At 70.6% G+C, this 17564-nt stretch carries 16 protein-coding genes; 13 read left to right on the forward strand and 3 right to left on the reverse strand.

What is annotated here, in order from left to right:
- Nucleotides 1-110 precede the first annotated feature (110 nt).
- The 8 genes from ACZ49J_RS44175 (at nt 111) to ACZ49J_RS44210 (ending at nt 7371) form a co-directional block, all read left to right on the forward strand.
- The gene (locus tag ACZ49J_RS44175; protein WP_467456985.1) at nt 111-755 is read left to right on the forward strand and encodes an HAD family hydrolase; all 645 of its coding nucleotides are present in this window, start codon (nt 111-113) and stop codon (nt 753-755) included.
- Between the two features lie 128 nt (nt 756-883).
- Nucleotides 884-2098, forward strand: coding sequence for an MFS transporter (locus ACZ49J_RS44180; protein WP_467456986.1), 1215 nt, complete (start codon nt 884-886; stop codon nt 2096-2098).
- Nucleotides 2049-3221 (forward strand): acetoin utilization protein AcuC, encoded by a 1173-nt coding sequence (locus tag ACZ49J_RS44185; RefSeq protein ID WP_467456987.1) that lies wholly within the window; start codon nt 2049-2051, stop codon nt 3219-3221. Before ACZ49J_RS44180 ends, ACZ49J_RS44185 begins: the two co-directional genes overlap by 50 nt.
- A gap of 299 nt (nt 3222-3520) precedes the next feature.
- Nucleotides 3521-4336, forward strand: a complete 816-nt coding sequence (locus ACZ49J_RS44190) for a phosphatase (RefSeq protein ID WP_467457064.1) — start codon at nt 3521-3523, stop codon at nt 4334-4336.
- 129 nt (nt 4337-4465) lie between these two features.
- Nucleotides 4466-4678 (forward strand): helix-turn-helix domain-containing protein, encoded by a 213-nt coding sequence (locus tag ACZ49J_RS44195; protein WP_004984898.1) that lies wholly within the window; start codon nt 4466-4468, stop codon nt 4676-4678.
- A gap of 165 nt (nt 4679-4843) precedes the next feature.
- The gene (locus tag ACZ49J_RS44200; protein WP_003948845.1) at nt 4844-4942 is read left to right on the forward strand and encodes a 30S ribosomal protein bS22; all 99 of its coding nucleotides are present in this window, start codon (nt 4844-4846) and stop codon (nt 4940-4942) included.
- Nucleotides 4943-5216: 274 nt separating this feature from the next.
- Entirely contained in the window at nt 5217-6278 is a 1062-nt protein-coding gene (locus ACZ49J_RS44205) for an NAD-dependent epimerase/dehydratase family protein (protein WP_467457065.1), read from the forward strand.
- A 31-nt stretch (nt 6279-6309) separates the two neighbouring features.
- Entirely contained in the window at nt 6310-7371 is a 1062-nt protein-coding gene (locus ACZ49J_RS44210) for a lysophospholipid acyltransferase family protein (protein WP_467456989.1), read from the forward strand.
- Nucleotides 7372-7625: 254 nt separating this feature from the next.
- Here ACZ49J_RS44210 and ACZ49J_RS44215 read toward each other — a convergent pair whose 3' ends face one another.
- The 3 genes from ACZ49J_RS44215 to ACZ49J_RS44225 form a co-directional block, all read right to left on the reverse strand.
- The gene (locus ACZ49J_RS44215; RefSeq protein ID WP_467456990.1) at nt 7626-8855 is read right to left on the reverse strand and encodes a DUF5667 domain-containing protein; all 1230 of its coding nucleotides are present in this window, start codon (nt 8853-8855) and stop codon (nt 7626-7628) included.
- A 308-nt stretch (nt 8856-9163) separates the two neighbouring features.
- Nucleotides 9164-9937 (reverse strand): ECF subfamily RNA polymerase sigma factor, BldN family, encoded by a 774-nt coding sequence (locus ACZ49J_RS44220; protein WP_467456991.1) that lies wholly within the window; start codon nt 9935-9937, stop codon nt 9164-9166.
- 701 nt (nt 9938-10638) lie between these two features.
- On the reverse strand, nt 10639-11586 hold the full coding sequence (locus ACZ49J_RS44225) for an HAD family hydrolase (RefSeq protein WP_467456993.1): 948 nt from the start codon (nt 11584-11586) through the stop codon (nt 10639-10641).
- Between the two features lie 128 nt (nt 11587-11714).
- On the opposite strand from ACZ49J_RS44225, the gene ACZ49J_RS44230 reads away from it, so the two are divergent.
- The 5 genes from ACZ49J_RS44230 to ACZ49J_RS44250 all read left to right on the forward strand — a co-directional run bounded on the left by ACZ49J_RS44230 (nt 11715) and on the right by ACZ49J_RS44250 (nt 17547).
- The gene (locus tag ACZ49J_RS44230) at nt 11715-12023 is read left to right on the forward strand and encodes a glutaredoxin family protein (protein ID WP_467456994.1); all 309 of its coding nucleotides are present in this window, start codon (nt 11715-11717) and stop codon (nt 12021-12023) included.
- A gap of 295 nt (nt 12024-12318) precedes the next feature.
- Nucleotides 12319-13077, forward strand: a complete 759-nt coding sequence (locus tag ACZ49J_RS44235) for a redox-sensing transcriptional repressor Rex (RefSeq protein ID WP_467456995.1) — start codon at nt 12319-12321, stop codon at nt 13075-13077.
- On the forward strand, nt 13074-14822 hold the full coding sequence (locus tag ACZ49J_RS44240) for a glutamyl-tRNA reductase (protein ID WP_467456997.1): 1749 nt from the start codon (nt 13074-13076) through the stop codon (nt 14820-14822). The genes ACZ49J_RS44235 and ACZ49J_RS44240 overlap by 4 nt, the downstream gene beginning before the upstream one ends.
- Nucleotides 14819-15802, forward strand: a complete 984-nt coding sequence (hemC, locus tag ACZ49J_RS44245) for a hydroxymethylbilane synthase (protein ID WP_467456998.1) — start codon at nt 14819-14821, stop codon at nt 15800-15802. The genes ACZ49J_RS44240 and hemC overlap by 4 nt, the downstream gene beginning before the upstream one ends.
- A complete protein-coding gene (locus ACZ49J_RS44250; RefSeq protein ID WP_467457000.1) occupies nt 15799-17547 on the forward strand; it encodes a bifunctional uroporphyrinogen-III C-methyltransferase/uroporphyrinogen-III synthase in 1749 nt (582 codons plus the stop codon). The genes hemC and ACZ49J_RS44250 overlap by 4 nt, the downstream gene beginning before the upstream one ends.
- Nucleotides 17548-17564: the final 17 nt, after the last annotated feature.

The following is a 17564-nucleotide window of genomic DNA, read 5'->3' on the forward strand; positions in this document are numbered from 1 at the left end:
CGATGGTACTGCAGGGGGGACCCTGTGGGAGAGTAGGACACCGCCGAACAATTATTGGGAAAACCCCCGCACCTCACGGTGCGGGGGTTTTCTGCGTTTAGGCTCTGGACATGCGCTACGACTTGGTTGTCTTCGACAATGACGGTGTCCTCGTGGACAGTGAGCCGATCTCCAATCGGCTGCTGGCTGCCTATCTGACGGAGCTCGGGCACCCGACCTCGTACGAGGACTCCATCCGTGACTACATGGGATCCGCGATGCATCGGGTCCACGACCTGGTCCTGGAGCGTACGGGGGACCGGCTGCCGCCGGAGTTCGACGACGTCTTCCACCAGCGGGTGTTCGCGGCTTTCGAGCGGGAACTGCGGCCCGTGGCCGGGGTCGTGGACGTGCTCGAGAAGCTGGCCGCGGACGAGGTGCCGTACTGTGTGGCCTCCTCGGGGAGCCATGAGCGGATCCGGGTGGGGCATCGGACGACAGGGCTGGAACGGTGGTTCGACGAGTCGCGGATCTTCAGCTCGCAGGACGTCGGCAAGGGGAAGCCGGCGCCGGACCTGTTCCTCCACGCCGCCGCCCGGATGGGAGTCCCGCCGGGGCGTTGTGTCGTCGTCGAGGACAGCCCGCTCGGGGTGCGGGCGGCTGTCGCGGCCGGGATGGACGTGTACGGGTTCACCGCGATGACGCCCGCCGCCAAGCTGGCAGGTGCTACCCGACTCTTCTCCGACATGGGTGAGTTGGCAGGTCTGCTCGCCTGACAGCGCGCGTGACAGGGAAGCGCCGGTGCGGGAGTTCGAGCTCGCCGGCGACCCGCCGGTAAAGCTGAGGGAAATTCACCTTTGGCTGGATCTACCCACGAGTACGTTGGGGCCCTACGCTCGCCGCCATGACAGATGTGCTGCGGCGCGGCAGGGCCTCGTTGGCGTTCAGCTTCTTCGCTCAGGGCGTCGCCTTTGCTCTGCTGGTGACGCGTATCCCGGCCATTCAGGACCGGTACGGCGTCTCCGACGCGCTGTTGCCAGCCTTCCTCGCCGCCGTGCCGGTGCTCGCAGGCGTCGGAAGCGTGACGACCGAGAAGCTCGTGAGGCGCGTACCGCCCAGTCGGGTGCTGCGCTGGTCCCAGCCCGTCGTGCTTCTGGCGCTGCTCGGCGTCGGAGCCGGGGAGCGCATGATCGAACTGGGCATCGCGCTCGCCGCTTTCGGGCTCGCGGTCGGTGCGCTGGATGCGTCCATGAACATGCTGGGGGTGAGCCTGCAGCGGACGTACGGGCGCAGCATCATGCTCAGCTTCCACGCGGCGTACAGCCTGGGCGGGATCGTGGGGGCCTCGCTGGCGTGGGTGGGGGCGCACTGGGACCTGGCGCTGTTCGTGTCCTATCTCCCGGTCGTGGTGGTGCTGTTGCCGGCGGCGCTCGTCGGGAGCCGGTGGTATGTCGACGGGGGGAGCGCGCCCGCCGAGGTGAAGGACGAGGCGGAGAGCGGGCCCGTCGTCTTCAGGATGCTGCTGCCGCTGTGTCTGGTGATGACGTTCGCGTATATCGGGGACTCGACGGTCTCCAACTGGAGCGCCAAGTACCTCCAGGACGTGCTGGGCAGTTCGGAGCAGCTGGCGACGGTGCCGTACAACGTCTACATGATCACCACCCTGCTCGGGCGGGCCATCGGGGACTTCGGGGTGCGGCGGTTCGGGGCCGTGGCGGTGGTCCGGGGCGGGGCGCTGGTGGCGGCGCTCGGGTTCGCCGTGGTGGCCGGGGCGCCGGGGCCGTGGGTCGGCATGCTCGGGTTCACGCTGCTGGGCGTGGGGCTGTGCGTGCTGGTGCCGCAGACGTTCGCGGCGGCGGGGCGGCTGTTCCCGGGGGCGTCGGACACGGCCGTGGCGCGGCTCAACGTGTTCAACTACGTCGGTTTCCTGATCGGCTCGCCGTTGGTGGGGGCGTTGGGGGACGCGTGGACGTATCGGGGCGCCATGCTCGTGCCGATGGTGTTGGTGCTGCTGACGTTGGTGTATGCCAGGTCGTTCGCCGCTCAACCGGACCGATACGGTGGCGGGCATGAGCGGCCGCGCACAGCTGATGTGGGACGAGGCAGTAACGGGGTATGACTTCGGGCCGGACCATCCGATGGATCCGGTCCGGCTCGCCCTTACACGACGACTGGTGGACGCCTTCGGGCTCGACCGCGAGGTGGACGTCGTGTCGGCGAAGCCGGCGGGGGAGTCGACGTTGCGGCTCGTGCACCGTGAGGACTACGTGGCGGCGGTGAAGGCCGCGTCCGCGGACCCCGGGGCGGCCGACGGGTCGTACGGGCTGGGGACCATGGACGATCCCGCGTTCGCTGGTATGCACGAGGTGTCCGCGCTGATCGCGGGGCAGTCCGTGGGGGCCGCGGAGGCCGTGTGGCGGGGGGACGCGCTGCACGCGGTGAACTTCGCGGGTGGGCTGCACCATGCGATGCCCGGGGGCGCGTCGGGGTTCTGCATCTACAACGACGCGTCGCTGGCGATCGCGCGGTTGCTGGAGCTGGGGGCCGAGCGGGTCGCGTACGTGGATGTGGACGTGCACCACGGGGACGGGGTCCAGGCCGCGTTCTGGGAGGACCCGCGGGTGCTGACGATCTCGTTGCACGAGCATCCCCGGACGTTGTTCCCGCAGACCGGGTGGCCGGAGGAGACGGGGGCGGAGAGCGCCGAGGGGTCGGCTGTGAACGTGGCCCTTCCGGCGGGGACCGGGGACGCCGGGTGGCTGCGGGCCTTTCATGCGGTCGTGCCCGAGGTGATCGCTGACTTTCGGCCGCAGGTGCTGGTGACGCAGCACGGGGCCGATACGCACTTCGAGGATCCGCTGGCGCATCTCGCCGTGTCGTTGGACGCGCAGCGGGCCGTGCAGGTCGCCTGCCATGACCTTGCGCATGAGTACGCGGGCGGGCGGTGGGTGGCGCTGGGTGGGGGCGGCTACGCCGTGGTGGAGGTGGTTCCGCGGTCGTGGACGCATCTGGTGGCTGTTGCGGCGGGGCGGCCGGTCGAGCCGTCGGCGCTGATTCCCGAAGGGTGGCGGCAGGAGGTGTTCGCGCGGACGCGGCAGTTGGCGCCTGCGCGGATGACTGATGGGCGGTGGCCGGTGGAGTGGGTCGGGTGGGAGGCGGGGTACGACCCGGCGGATCGGTTGGATCAGGCCGTTCTGGCTACGCGGCGGGCGGTGTTTCCGTTGCGGGGGCTGTTGCCGTAGGGGTGCGCATGGGGTTTTCTCGCCCCCGCCGCCCCTACCCGTCCCATCCCCGGGGGCTCCGCCCCCATTCCCCCCCGGGGGGGGTGCGGGGGGTGGGTTGGTGCAGGTGGTGTGTGGTTGGTCGCGCAGTTCCCCGCGCCCCTTGAGGAGCACGTGCAGTGCCCCGTGCCCGTGAAGAGCCCGCGTCATCGCCCGCGGCCTCCCCCTGCGCATCCTTGGGGGCGGGGTCGTTACGCCGACCGTGGGGTCTTTGGTTGTTCCTGGTGTTCCTTGCCGTCCGATGGGCCACCATCAGGCCCGTGTTGAGCAGTGGAGCGTTACGGGAGCATCTGGTGGCTGCCGGGCTGGCGGGGGTTGTGGCCACTACGCGGGAGGCCAGTCTGCGGAGTTATCGGCTGTTCGCGGCGCGGGATCCGCGGGTGTTGATGGGGCTGGATCCCGAGGGGAACTGGGGGCAGTCCGAACTGATCGCTTTGATGGCGGACAGGTGTGGGGTCTCGGGGGACCCGGGGGTCACGTCCGGGCTCGACGCGATCGATCCGGAACGGACTCTGGCGGCCCTGGACGCCTTTGCGGAACGTCTCGGGGAGGCCGCGCGGCGCAGGGCACCGGTGCTTCTCGGGACCGGGCATCCGCATCGGCTGCTCGGGTTCTACGGCGGTCTAGCAGACGCCTTGTCGGCGGCGGGATGTGAGATCCTCACCCCCGCGACGGGTAGACGTGTCGACATAACGACCCGGTTCGGTCTACGCACGCACAACCTCGACTACGTACGGGGAGTCGCGCTGGTACGCGAGCCCGGCGCCCGAAGCTCCGGTTGTGAGACCGGCGCGCACACGCATTCGCCGCTCCCGGTTCGTACCGTTCTGGCCGCCGCCGCCGAGCGTGGAGGGCCACTCCCGGAGCTCGTCATCGGGGACCACGGCTGGGTCTGCGGGGCAGGTCAGCTGGGGTTTGAGGCGATGGGGCCGGCGGATACGGACGATCCCGCGCTCTTCGTCGGTCAGGCAGAGGGGCGGGTGTCCGTCGTCGTTCCACTTGATGACGCTGTGCGGTCTGATTACTACCGACCGCTTACCCGCTACGTACTCAATCGAGCGTGTCTGTCACAGTAAGGCGCCGATGCCATCCCCTCTTCCCCACTCGCATCACCCGCCCCTACATTGGGGAGTGAGCACGCAGCGACGAAGAGTCACCGGAAGGGGAAGCCGGTGGCCGTCGAGTGCGGAAGGTTCAGGTGTGTCATGGCTGCAGCTGGCGAGAGGCCTCTGAACGAGGTTCAGTTCCTGACCGTGGCGGAAGTCGCCTCGGTGATGCGAGTGTCGAAGATGACCGTGTACCGGTTGGTGCACAGCGGTCATCTGCCGGCGATCCGGGTGGGGAGGTCCTTCCGGGTGCCGGAGCAAGCTGTCCACGAGTACCTCCGCGAGAGTTATGTGGGGGTGGAGACAGCCTGACGGCGCAGGGGTGTTGAGGGGTCGCGGGGGTCCTGCGGGGCTCCCGGGGCTCCTCGGCTCCTCCTCGATTACGAGCTCAGCGCTCGGGCGGGTAGGCTAGCCCCTCGTAGGTCGTGTGGGCCCATGGCCCCAGCACCGAGTGATGAGAAGTGAGCGAGGGTAGTCGTGGGCTCTGTTATCAAGAAGCGGCGCAAGCGGATGGCCAAGAAGAAGCACCGCAAGCTGCTCAAGCGCACGCGCGTTCAGCGTCGCAACAAGAAGTAAGGCCGGCCTGGAGGGTGGCCCTTCCACCCAGAGGCTGACGCCTTACGGCTCTGCGCGAGTGCTGCGACAACGCGCTCTGTGGCCCCCCACCGTCCGGTGGGGGGCCACATGCATACCGTCGTGTCGTACGACTGCCGGCACTCGCATCTCGTGCGCCGGGCGGTCATCACAGCGCAACATCGACCGGCTAACGTGGCCGAACCACGGGGAACACGGCAGAGTACGAGCAGCACTACACAGGTAGGCGCCGACGTCTGAAAGGAAGGCGTTGATCTTGGGCAAGGTCGTGCTCGTGACCGGGGTGGCCCGTCAGCTGGGAGGCCGGTTCGTACGACGGATCCTGCGTGACCCGGAGGTCGACCGTGTGGTCGCGGTGGACGCGGTGCTGCCCCAGCACCATCTCGGCGGCGCGGACTTCGTGCAGGCCGACATCCGGCAGCCGACGATCGCGCGCGTGCTCGCCGAGCACGGCGTGGACACCGTGGTGCACCTGGACGTGACGGGCACGCCGCTCGGCAGCGGCAACCGGGCCACGCTCAAGGAGACCAACGTCATCGGCACGATGCAGCTGCTGGGCGCCTGCCAGAAGTCCCCGGCGGTCAAGCGGCTGGTGGTGAAGTCCAGTACGAACGTGTACGGGTCCGCGCCGCGCGATCCGGCCGTTTTCACCGAGACGACTCCGCCCAAGTCGCTTCCGAGCGGTGGTTTCGCGAAGGACACGGTCGAGGTCGAGGGGTACGTGCGCGGATTCGCGCGGCGGCGGCCCGATGTGGCCGTGTGCGTGCTGAGGTTCGCGAACATTCTCGGGCCGAGCGCCGACTCGCCGCTCGCCTCGTACTTCTCGCTGCCGGTGCTGCCGACGGTGCTCGGCTACGACCCGCGGCTGCAGTTCGTGCACGAGGACGACGTGATCGAGGTGCTCCGGATCGGCTCGCACGAGCCGGCCCGCGGCACGCTCAACAGCGGCACGTTCAACGTCGCCGGCGACGGGGTGCTGCTGTTGTCGCAGTGCGCGCGAAGGCTCGGGCGGCCCACGGTGCCGCTGCTGATGCCCGCCCTGAGCTGGGTGGGGACCGCGGTGCGTACCCTGGGTGTGACGGACTTCTCGCCGGAGCAGCTCCGGCTGCTGACCCACGGGCGGGTCGTGTCGACGGTCCAGATGCGCGAGACGCTGGGCTACAAACCCAAGTACACGACGACGGAGGCGTTCGCGGACTTCGCGCGCAGCCGTGGTCCCGGACTGCTGCCGCCGGAGGCCCTTTCGAGGGCCGTCGACCGGATCGCCGCACTGCCCGCCCTGGGCGGTGGCCGGCCCCCGACGCAGAGCGCCAACTGACGCAGGGCGCCAACCGAGGAGCGCATCAACGATGGCGGATGCCAAGGTCATTCCGTTCGACGACGACCGGTCGCGCGCCGGTGCCGTGCAGCGCCCGGCGCGCCGCCGGAGTGGCGCGGGGAGCCGGCGCAAGGGCGAGTCCGCGCTGGTCCGTGAGGTCCAGGCACTGCCGGATCGGCCGCTCAGGCAGGATGATGTTCCTGTGACACAGGAGCAGCCGGAGGCGCCGCAAGAGCCCGAGAAGTCCCAGGGCGGCGGTCTGGAGCGCCGTATCGCCGGAGGGCTGGCTTTCCTCCGGAAGCGGCTGACGGGCGACTACGAGGTCGACGACTTCGGGTACGACGCCGAGCTGACCGACCAGGTGCTGATGTCGCTGCTGCGGCCGGTGTACGAGAAGTACTTCCGGGTCGAGGTGAAGGGCATCGAGAACATCCCCTCCGAGGGCGGGGCGCTGATCGTCGCCAACCACTCCGGCACGCTGCCGCTGGACGGCCTGATGATGCAGGTCGCGGTGCACGACAACCATCCGGCTGGCCGCCACCTGCGGCTCCTGGCGGCCGACTTGGTGTTCATGCTGCCGGTGGTGAACGAGCTGGCACGCAAGGCCGGTCACACGCTGGCGTGCGCGGAGGACGCCGAGCGGCTCCTGTCGCGCGGTGAGCTGGTCGGGGTGATGCCCGAGGGGTTCAAGGGCATCGGGAAGCCCTTCAACGAGCGCTACAAGCTCCAGCGTTTCGGCCGCGGCGGCTTCGTGTCGACAGCCCTGCGGCAGGGCACACCGATCATTCCGTGCTCCATCGTGGGTGCGGAGGAGATCTACCCGATGATCGGCAACGCGAAGACGCTGGCGCGGCTGCTGGGCTTCCCGTACTTCCCGATCACGCCGACGTTCCCGTGGCTCGGGCCTCTGGGGGCGATTCCGCTGCCGACGAAGTGGACGATCCAGTTCGGCGAGCCCATCCCGACGGACGGCTACCCGCCGGAGGCCGCCGAGGACCCGATGCTGATGTTCAACCTGACGGACCAGGTCAGGGAGCAGATCCAGCACACGCTGTACAAGTTGCTGGTGCAGCGGCGGTCGGTGTTCTTCTGACGTGGGTTTGCTCTGTGGGGGGGGGCTCGGTCGGGAAGGTCGGCGGACGGAGTCCGACGCAGCCGTCCGCAGTATCGAAATGCCGCTCTGCGACGTGGCGCGGAGCGGTGCGAGGGCGGCGGATCAGGAGGGGCCAAGTTGCTGGTGCAGCGGCGGTCTGTGTTCTTCTGACCGCGCCGGGCTCGTGGAGGCGGCTACGGCGGTGGGGGCGCCCCTCAACAACCGGGGCGCCCCCACCGCCGTATCGCGAGGATCTAGTTCGCGTCCTTGCCGTCGATGCCCAGGCCGGGCAGGAGGCCCGGGAGGAGTGGGGGCACGGTGACGTCCGGGGCCGTGGTCGGGGTGGTCTTGCCGGACGACGGGGACGAGCTGCTGGTGCTGTCCTTGGGCGGGTCCAGCAGGCCCCCCGTGTTGCCGCCGAGCAGGCCGTCGCCGCCGGTTTCCGAGCCCGAGCTGGACGGCTGAGGTTTGCCGCTGCTCGTGCTGCGGCCGGAGGAGCCGCTGCCGGTGGCACTGGGGGCCGGGCGGTCGGTGCGCTCGGAGCCGGTGGAGCCCGGGTCGGTGCCGCGCTTCTTGCCGTCGCTCCCCTTGTCCGGGGGCTGAGGCAGCAGCGACTGGAGCGGGGCCACGTCCTCGTCTATGGCGTCGAACACCGACGAGACCTGCCGACTGACGTCTCCGAGCTGCACGGGAAGCCGGTCACGCAGCGCTCCCCAGGCCGCGCGGTGGGAACGCGAGAAGGCGGAGAGGGCCTGGATGGGGCCCAGGGAGCCGGGATCCCGCTCGTACGCCTCGTGCAGGAGACGGTGGCCCTCCGCCGCGTCGTGCCGCATGCCCGTGAGGGCGCGCCGGATCTCGCCGAGGGACTCGTGGTCGAGGGGGCCGCGGCGGTCGCGCTCCATGAGCCGGCGGGCCTCGCTGAGCCGGGTGGACGCCTGGTCGAGGTAGAGCCGGCCGCGGTCCGTGTTGTCGTCGGTCCAGGTCAGCTTGAAGTCCTCGATGCCCCGCTTCAGGCCGTACAGCGAGTCACCGGGCAGGGCGTCCGCACTGGCGGCGGCGACACCGCCGAAGGCACCCGCGGCCACACCGACGCCGAGCCCGCCCGCGGCGAGCCCCTTGGTCAGCCGCGAACGTGGTCGCAACTTCCCCAGTGGCCTCGCCCGGTGAGCACCCCGCCCCTGTCGCTGCTCGGGCACCGAAGGGTCCGCGGCCGCGCCTCCTGAAGCCGTGCCCTCCTGGAGCATGGCCTCCATCGCGGCCACGAGCTGGGCCCGCTGGACGACCTTGACCTCGGGGTCCAGCTCCGGCTTGGGCAACTCGGCGAGACCGGTCGCGAGGGCCAACAGGCGGCCCTGCTCGGTGTGTCCCGCAGAGGCCGAAGCCGGCCCTTCGGGCTGCTCGGCCGCCGTGTCCCGGTCGGGCAGCTCCTCCAGAGCCTGGGCGAAGGCGTTCGCCCGCCGGTGCGCCGATACGTTCGCGATCACTGGCGGCACCTCCTCTCGTCATGACGGTCGACTCCCCAGGGGGTCCTGAGGGTTGCACGCCCCGACCACTTCCACACGATCGAGTGATCGATGTAGGCCAAGGCGTGACCACAGGGAGCCTGCATCCCGCACAACGAGCGGCGCAGCACTTGGGTTACGGACGAGGAACGATCGGTGCCAGAAGTCAACGGTCTTTTACGGAAGGTGAGTTGGGAGTCGCTGAGCGTACGGGGCCGGGCCCGGTTCGTGAGGGGGCGATGCGCGGCTCGGCATCGGCCGCTGGGCGCGAGGAGGGTCCGTCGACGTGCTCAGCGGGCGTCTTCCGGCAGCAGCCGGGCGAGGGTGCGGACGGCGCGGTACTGGAGGGTCTTGATCGCGCCCTCGTTCTTGCCCATCACGCGGGCCGTCTCGGCGACGGACAGGCCCTGGAGGAAGCGGAGCGTGACGCACTCCTGCTGCTGGGGGTTGAGGCGTCGTACGGCGTCGAGGAGTGCGGCGTTGGACAGGGACTCCAGGACGGAGTCCTCGGGGGAGCGCTCGACCTCGTTGGCGTCGAGCATCTCGCCGGTGGTGACCTCGAGGCGGAAACGGCTGGACTTGAAGTGGTCGGCGACGAGATTGCGGGCGATCGTCACGAGCCAGGCGCCGAAATCGCGGCCCTGCCAGGTGAACGTGCCGATCCGGCGGAGGGCGCGCAGAAAGGTCTCACTGGTGAGGTCCTCGGCGGTCGCCTTGCCGCCCACCCGGTAGTAGATGTAGCGGTACACGGTGTCGCTGTACTGGTCGTAGAGCCGGCCGAACGCGTCGGCCTCGCCCGCCTGGGCGCGCTCCACGAGGTCCATCATGCGGGCGCTGTCGCTGTCCGCGGCCGGACGGCGGGCGGTGGTGGCCGAGCCGGCGCGGCCGCGTCTGGTGACCACCGCGGTGCCGTCGGCCAGTGCGTAACACGGGCCGACGGTGGCGGCGGGAACGGCGAGCGCGGGCGCGGCGTACGCGGTGGGGACGAAGCCGCGCAACATGTTCTGGACCGTTGCGCGCAGCGTAGCCAGGCCCGAGGCGTCAACCCCGACGTGTGGGTACACGGGACTCCCAGAGGCAGAGCTTCCATCACGTGCAGTACGGGACCTTTCACCCGTCGTAGCGACGGAGGGGTACCCGTTTTGCGTCTGAGGAGAATAACGCTTCGTGCAGGCACCGCTACACCCAGTTGCTAAAATCATCGATTACGTCGCTTCTGTAATCGATTGACGCCCGTTCAGGTGCCGGTGCGTGACCGCTTGTTGTCCGTATGGGCTCGCATTGAGCCCCGCTCCGGGGCGTGTTGTGGCCGGGTGCGGGGAGGGTGACTGGCGGGGGTGATGTGGGGGTAAGGGGTCGTGAATTGGGGTTCCCGCCGGGGGTGGCCGGGGGTGTCTCGTCTGCCGGCTTCTGTGTGCGGGCGGCTGCGGGTCCGTCGTGGCTCGTCGCGCAGTCCCCCGCGCCCCTTGAGAGCCATGCCTGCGCCTGGCATCACAACGCACCGTTACCCCGCGCACCGGCACCACGGCGCACCCGCAGCCGCGTACGCGCGCAACGGGGTGTGTCGGGAGGTGTCCGCCCGCAGCGGCCGGCGTCCGCCGCCGAGAACCTCACACACCCACATCAGCCGCCGGACCGAGGACGGAGACCTCCCGGCGCGCCCCCGACCCACGAAGATGCGCGTAGGCGCCCTGGCCGAGGCGCAGGGAAAGCCGCCCGCCAACCCCAGGCACCCACCACGCAAAACCGGCCCAACCGCCGGAGGCTACCGGCGGCGACGGTGGAGCGCGATCGCCGCCGCCGTGCCGCCGGCCACCGCGCCGACGCCCGCCGCTGCCGGGAGACCGACCTTGGCCGCCTTGCGGGCCGTGCGGTAGTCGCGCAGGCGCCAGTCGAACTGGCGGGCGTGTTTGCGGAGCTTGGCGTCCGGGTTGATCGCGTAGGGGTGGCCCACCAGCGACAGCATGGGGATGTCGTTGTGGGAGTCGCTGTAGGCGGCGCAGCGGGAGAGGTCCAGGCCCTCGGCCGCCGCCAGCGCCCGTACCGCCTCCGCCTTCGCGGGGCCGTGCAGCGGCTCGCCGACCAGCTTGCCCGTGTAGACGCCGTCGATCGACTCCGCGACCGTACCCAGCGCGCCGGTCAGGCCCAGGCGGCGGGCGATCACCGTGGCGATCTCCACGGGGGCCGCCGTCACCAGCCACACCTTCTGGCCGGCGTCCAGGTGCGCCTGCGCCAGCGCGCGGGTCCCCGGCCAGATGCGCTCCGCCATGTACTCGTCGTAGATCTCCTCGCCGATCGTCATCAGCTCGGCCACCCGGTGGCCCTTGACGATCGAGAGGGCGGAGTCGCGCGCCTCCTGCATGTGCTCCGGGTCCTCCACCCCGGCCAGCCTGAACCACGCCTGCTGCCAGGCGAAGCGGGCGAGGTCGCGGGTCTCGAAGAACTTCCGCTTGTACAGGCCCCGCCCGAAGTGGAACAGCGCGGCGCCCTGCATGACGGTGTTGTCGAGGTCGAAGAACGCGGCGGCCCGCTCGTCGCCGTGCACGGGGAACTGCGGTTCGGCCTCGCCGGGCAGGCCTTCCATGCCTTCGAGGCCCTGCAGTTCCTGTTCCTGCGAGGACTTGCGCGCTGCCTCGGCCGAAGCCTCGCCTGCCAAAACGCTCCGCGCCGTGGCGGAGCGCCTACGGGGAGTGAGCCATCCAAGAGCGGCCATGTCGTGAGCATAGCCAGTCTGTTCGGCGCTTCCGGAGTCGAGAGGTTCGGACGGTGTGAACTCTCTGGGGCGGTGCCGTTAAGGAAGGGGCCCGATCGGCGTGTCCCCGTGCCGGGAGCGGCGCGAGAATGGCCGGCATGAGTCCCATCTTCAGGCGGAACGATCACCGTAAGGACAAGCAGTCGGCTCATGTGACGCGTGAGCCCCACCTCGTCACCCTGATCCGCAAGCCCGGCTGTCATCTGTGTGATGACGCCCACGTCGTCATCGAGAAGGTGTGCGGGGAGCTCGGGGTTCCCTGGGAGGAGAAGGACATCACCCAGGACGAGGAGCTCCACCGGAAGTACTGGGAACAGATCCCGGTCGTGCTCGTCGACGGCGAGCAGCACACTTTCTGGCGAGTGAACGAGCAACGCCTCCGCAAAGCCCTCACATGAGGCCTGACTGAGTAGTCCAACTGGTCCAGAACGTCGCTTAGGATCGAGCCGGACTGGTCTCGGGGGCGGGGATCGTTGAGGAGAGTGTGCGGCTTTGCCCCCATCATGTGAGGAGCGACGGTGCTCGTGCGCCGGTTCCATACGGATGGACCGGGGGTCCGTGACCCCGGTCACGTTGGCCGGGCAAATCGGACACCATCTTTGTGCACGCGTTCACAAAGACATAGCCTGCATTCGACGGGGCGGTCTGGGGACGTGTGACCGCCTAAAGCCCCGCGCTACCCGCAGGAGCACCGTGGCAACTGGCCGTACTCACCGACCGGCGACCCGCAGCCGAGGGATTCCCGAGGCCACCGTCGCCAGGCTTCCGCTGTACCTCCGCGCTCTGACCGCGCTGTCGGAGCGCTCGGTACCCACGGTCTCCTCCGAGGAGCTCGCGGCCGCGGCCGGGGTGAACTCCGCGAAGCTGCGCAAGGACTTCTCGTACCTGGGCTCCTACGGCACGCGGGGCGTGGGGTACGACGTCGAGTATCTCGTGTACCAGATCTCGCGTGAGCTGGGGCTCACCCAGGACTGGCCGGTCGTGATCGTCGGCATCGGTAACCTCGGCGCCGCGCTGGCCAACTACGGCGGGTTCGCGTCCCGCGGTTTCCGTGTCGCGGCGCTGATCGACGCCGATCCGGCGATGGCCGGCAAGCCCGTCGCGGGCATCCCCGTGCAGCACACGGACGACCTGGAAAAGATCATCGACGAGAACGGCGTGTCGATCGGTGTCATCGCCACTCCCGCCGGAGCCGCCCAGCAGGTGTGCGACCGGCTCGTCGCCGCCGGGGTCACCTCCATCCTGAACTTCGCGCCGACCGTGCTCTCCGTGCCGGACGGTGTCGACGTGCGCAAGGTGGATCTGTCGATCGAACTCCAGATCCTCGCCTTCCACGAGCAGCGCAAGGCCGGTGAGGAGGCCGCCGCGGGTGAGCCCGAGGCCGTGATACAGGCTCCCAAGGAGGCCGGGAAAGGGCCCGACGGGGACGTCCCCGCCGTGATGCCGGCATGAGTCTCCTCGTCGTCGGGCTGAGCCACCGCAGCGCGCCGGTCAGCGTGCTGGAGCGGGCCGCGCTGTCCCCGGACACGCAGATCAAGTTGCTTCAGGACACGGTCGCCGCCGAGCCGGCCACCGAGGCCGCGGTCCTCGCCACCTGCAACCGCATCGAGCTGTACGCCGACGTGGACAAGTTCCACGCGGGCGTCGCCGAGCTGTCCACGCTGCTCGCCCAGCACAGCGGCGTCGGGCTCGACGAGCTCACGCCCTACCTCTACGTGCACTACGAGGACCGGGCCGTCCACCACCTCTTCTCCGTGGCCTGCGGGCTCGACTCGATGGTGGTCGGCGAGGGCCAGATCCTCGGACAGATCAAGGACTCTCTGGCCCGGGCGCAGGAGCTGCACACCGCGGGCCGGCTGATGAACGACCTGTTCCAGCAGGGCCTGCGCGTCGGCAAGCGAGCCCACTCCGAGACCGGCATCGACCGCGCCGGCCAGTCCCTGGTCTCCTTCGGCCTGGAGCAGCTGGCCGCCGGCGCCGACGTCGAGACCTGGGCCCGGGGCAAGCGGGCGCTGGTCATCGGCGCGGGCTCCATGTCCTCCCTCGCCGCGGCCACCCTCGCGCGCGCCGGTGTGGGCGAGATCGTGATCGCAAACCGGACGTACGACCGTGCCGAGCGCCTCGCGCAGATCCTCACCGAGCAGGGCGACACGGACGTGACGGCCCGCGCGGTCCCGATGGACGCCGTGCCGGACGAGCTGACACGTGCCGGGCTTGTCGTGTCCTGTACCGGTGCGACCGGTTTGGTCCTGACGGCCGAGTCGGTCGCGGCGGCGGTCGAGGGACGCGTCCCCGCGCCGGTGGGCGCTCAGGCTTCCGGCGCCGGATCCGGTCGTACGACACCCGGGGCGGGCGCACGGTCCGCACTGGAGGGCACCCCGCTGCCCCCCACCTCCGTCGGCACCGAGGAGGGCTGCCCGCTCGACCTGTCGGCCGTGCAGGGCGGCGGCTTCTCCGTGCTGGGTGAGGCCGCGGTCGCGGGCATGGACGCGGCGACGCTGGAGCAGCACGGCGCCTGGGTGGACAACGCGAGCGTGGACCGCCGCGAGCGCCGCCGTACGCCCGACGCCGACGCCGAGCTCATCACCGCGCTCGCCGCGACCGTCCGGGTCACCGGGCGGATCCCCGAGCGGCGCAGGCCCGAGCCCGTCGCCGGTGTACCCCGGCAGGAGCCCGTGCTCGCGCTGCTGGACCTGGCGATGCCGCGGGACATCGACGCCGCCGCGCACCGGCTGGCCGGAGTGCGGCTGGTCGACATCGAGTCGCTGGCCGAGGCCTCCGCGGGCGCGCCCATGGCGGCCGACGTGGACCAGGTGCGGCGGATCGTCTCCGACGAGGTGGCCGCCTTCGGTGCCGCTCAGCGCGCCGCCCACATCACACCCACCGTCGTGGCCCTGCGGACCATGGCCGCCGACGTCGTCGCGAGTGAGATCGCACGGCTCGACGGGCGCCTGCCCGGCCTCGACGACAAGCAGCGCGGCGAGATCACGCAGACCGTGCGGCGCGTCGTGGACAAGCTCCTGCACGCGCCGACCGTACGGGTCAAGCAGCTCGCGGCGGAGCCCGGTGGCGCCGGGTACGCGGACGCGCTGCGGACCCTGTTCGACCTGGACCCGGAGACGGTCGCCGCCGTCTCGCGGGCCGAAGACGAGACCGACGGCTCCACAAAGGACGCCGAGAACCGAGGGCGAGCATGAGTGAGCCACACGTACAAGGGGCCCTGAGGCTCGGGACCAGGCGGAGCAAGCTCGCCATGGCCCAGTCCGGGCAGGTGGCGGACGCCGTGCGCCAGGTGACCGGACGGCCCGTCGAACTGGTGGAGATCACCACCTACGGCGACACCTCCCGCGAGCACCTCGCCCAGATCGGCGGCACCGGGGTCTTCGTCACCGCGCTGCGGGACGCACTGCTGCGCGGCGAGGTCGACTTCGCGGTGCACTCCCTCAAGGACCTGCCCACCGCACAGCCAGACGACCTGGCGTTGGCCGCCGTGCCCAAGCGCGAGGACCCGCGGGACGTGCTGGTCGCCCGGGACGGGCTGACGTTCACCGAACTGCCCGAGGGCGCGCGCGTGGGGACCGGTTCCCCGCGGCGCATGGCCCAGCTGAACGCGTACGCGCGCAGCCACGGGATGAGCATCGAGACCGTCCCGATCCGGGGGAACGTCGACACCCGCATCGGATACGTGAGGAAGGGCGAGCTGGACGCCGTCGTCCTCGCCGCCGCCGGACTGAACAGGATCGGGCGGAGCGACGAGGTCACCGACTTCCTGCCGGCCGACATGGTTTTGCCCGCCCCCGGCCAGGGGGCACTGGCGATCGAGTGCAGGGCGGGGAACACCGCCGAAGACGCGCAGCTCGTCGCCGCGCTCAGTGAGCTCGACGACCCGTACACTCGGGGCGCCGTGACCGCCGAGCGGTCCCTTCTCGCCGCCCTGGAGGCCGGATGCAGTGCTCCCGTGGGCGCGCTCGCCGACCTTCTGGGCGACGGGCAGATTGTCAAGGAAATGCGCCTGCGCGGCGTCGTCGGCACCACCGACGGCTCGACGCTGGTGCAGTTGTCCACCACCGGTCCCGTGCCCGAGACGTACGACCAAGCAATGGCGCTCGGCCGTGAACTCGCCGCCGAGATGCTTGCCAAGGGCGCGGCCGGTCTGATGGGGGAGCGAGCACATTGAGCCCCACCACCCTTCCCGCCGCTCAGGACCACGGGCACGTCACCTTCCTCGGTGCCGGACCCGGTGATCCGGGACTGCTCACACTGCGCGCCGTGGAGGCGCTGGCGAACGCGGACGTCCTCGTCGGCGAGCACGACGTGCTCGACGTGGTCCGTGCGCACGCCCGGTCGGGCGTCGCCGTCCTGGACACCGACGCCGATCCGGCTGCGTCGTCCTCCGGGCCCTCCGCGCTTTCCGCGTCCTCCGCGGATACGTTTCCGGGCACGGGCACGCCGCAGCTGTCGGTTGTCGACGGCTCGTCAACAACCGCTGGTGCACCCGCTGTGCGGGATGCGGCACATCTTGTCATGGAGGCCGCGCGGGGCGGCAAGCGGGTCGTGCGTGCGGTGTCCGGTGACCCCGGGCTCGACACGTACGCCGCCGAGGAGATGCTGGCGTGCGCCGCCGAGGGCGTGCCGTTCGAGGTCGTGCCCGGTGTGGCGGCCGCCGTGGGCGTGCCCGCGTACGCGGGTGTGCCACTGCGGGACGCGCAGGGCACGGACGTACGGTTCGTGGACGCGCGCACGGCCTCCGACCGGTGCTGGACCGAGGTCGGGGCGTCGGACTGCACCGTCGTCGTCTCGGCGACGCTGGAGACCGTGGCCCTGGCCGCCGGCGAACTGGTGGCGGGCGGCCGCAAGCCGGACACTCCGATGACGGTGACGGTCGCCGGCACGACCACCCGGCAGCGCACCTGGACGGCCACGCTCGGCACGATCGCGCAGACCCTGAAGCAGGCCAAGGTGCTGCCGTCACCGGAGGGTGGCCGGCCGGTGATAGCCGTGGTCGGTGAGCACTCCGCCGCCGCCCGACGCGACCAGCTGTCCTGGTTCGAGTCCAAGCCGCTGTTCGGCTGGAAGGTCCTCGTGCCGCGGACGAAGGAGCAGGCGGCTTCGCTCTCCGACCAGTTGCGCAGTTACGGTGCCGTGCCGCACGAGGTGCCGACGATCGCCGTCGAGCCGCCGCGGACGCCCCAGCAGATGGAGCGGGCCGTCAAGGGCCTGGTCACCGGGCGCTACGAGTGGATCGCGTTCACCTCGGTCAACGCGGTCAAGGCGGTCCGGGAGAAGTTCGAGGAGTACGGGCTCGACGCGCGGGCCTTCGCCGGGATCAAGGTCGCGGCGGTGGGCGAGCAGACGGCCAAGGCGCTGATCGCGTTCGGCGTGAAGCCCGATTTGGTGCCGAGCGGGGAGCAGTCGGCGGCGGGGTTGCTGGAGGACTGGCCGCCTTACGATCCTGTGTTCGATCCCATCGACCGCGTGTTCCTGCCGCGCGCCGACATCGCCACGGAGACGCTGGTCGCCGGGCTGATCGAGCTGGGCTGGGAGGTCGACGACGTCACGGCGTACCGGACCGTGCGGGCGTCGCCGCCGCCGGCGGAGACACGGGAGGCGATCAAGGGCGGCGGGTTCGACGCCGTGCTCTTCACGTCGTCCTCGACGGTGCGGAACCTGGTGGGTATCGCCGGCAAGCCGCACAACGTGACGGTCATCGCCTGTATCGGTCCGGCCACGGCGAAGACCGCCGAGGAGCACGGGCTGCGCGTGGACGTGATGGCTCCGGAGCCGTCGGTTCTCAAGCTGGCGGAGGCGCTGGCGGACTTCGGTGCGCGGCGGAGGGCTGCCGCCGTGGAGGCCGGCGATCCGGTGACCCGGCCGAGCGAGCGGCGGCCGGGGGCGCGGAGGCGGCGGTCGACGACGACCTGACCGAGGGGGCGGCGGGG

The sequence above is a fragment of the Streptomyces sp. NPDC030840 genome (assembly GCF_055572015.1).

What these genes read in the sequence shown, in the direction of transcription:
- ACZ49J_RS44175 (WP_467456985.1), top strand. Translation starts at nt 111, where the DNA reads ATGCGCTACGACTTGGTTGTCTTCGACAATGACGGTGTCCTCGTGGAC.
- ACZ49J_RS44180 (WP_467456986.1), top strand. Translation starts at nt 884, where the DNA reads ATGACAGATGTGCTGCGGCGCGGCAGGGCCTCGTTGGCGTTCAGCTTC.
- ACZ49J_RS44185 (WP_467456987.1), top strand. Translation starts at nt 2,049, where the DNA reads ATGAGCGGCCGCGCACAGCTGATGTGGGACGAGGCAGTAACGGGGTAT.
- ACZ49J_RS44195 (WP_004984898.1), top strand. Translation starts at nt 4,466, where the DNA reads ATGGCTGCAGCTGGCGAGAGGCCTCTGAACGAGGTTCAGTTCCTGACC.
- ACZ49J_RS44210 (WP_467456989.1), top strand. Translation starts at nt 6,310, where the DNA reads ATGGCGGATGCCAAGGTCATTCCGTTCGACGACGACCGGTCGCGCGCC.
- ACZ49J_RS44225 (WP_467456993.1), bottom strand. Translation starts at nt 11,586, where the DNA reads ATGGCCGCTCTTGGATGGCTCACTCCCCGTAGGCGCTCCGCCACGGCG.
- ACZ49J_RS44230 (WP_467456994.1), top strand. Translation starts at nt 11,715, where the DNA reads ATGGCCGGCATGAGTCCCATCTTCAGGCGGAACGATCACCGTAAGGAC.
- ACZ49J_RS44240 (WP_467456997.1), top strand. Translation starts at nt 13,074, where the DNA reads ATGAGTCTCCTCGTCGTCGGGCTGAGCCACCGCAGCGCGCCGGTCAGC.
- hemC (WP_467456998.1), top strand. Translation starts at nt 14,819, where the DNA reads ATGAGTGAGCCACACGTACAAGGGGCCCTGAGGCTCGGGACCAGGCGG.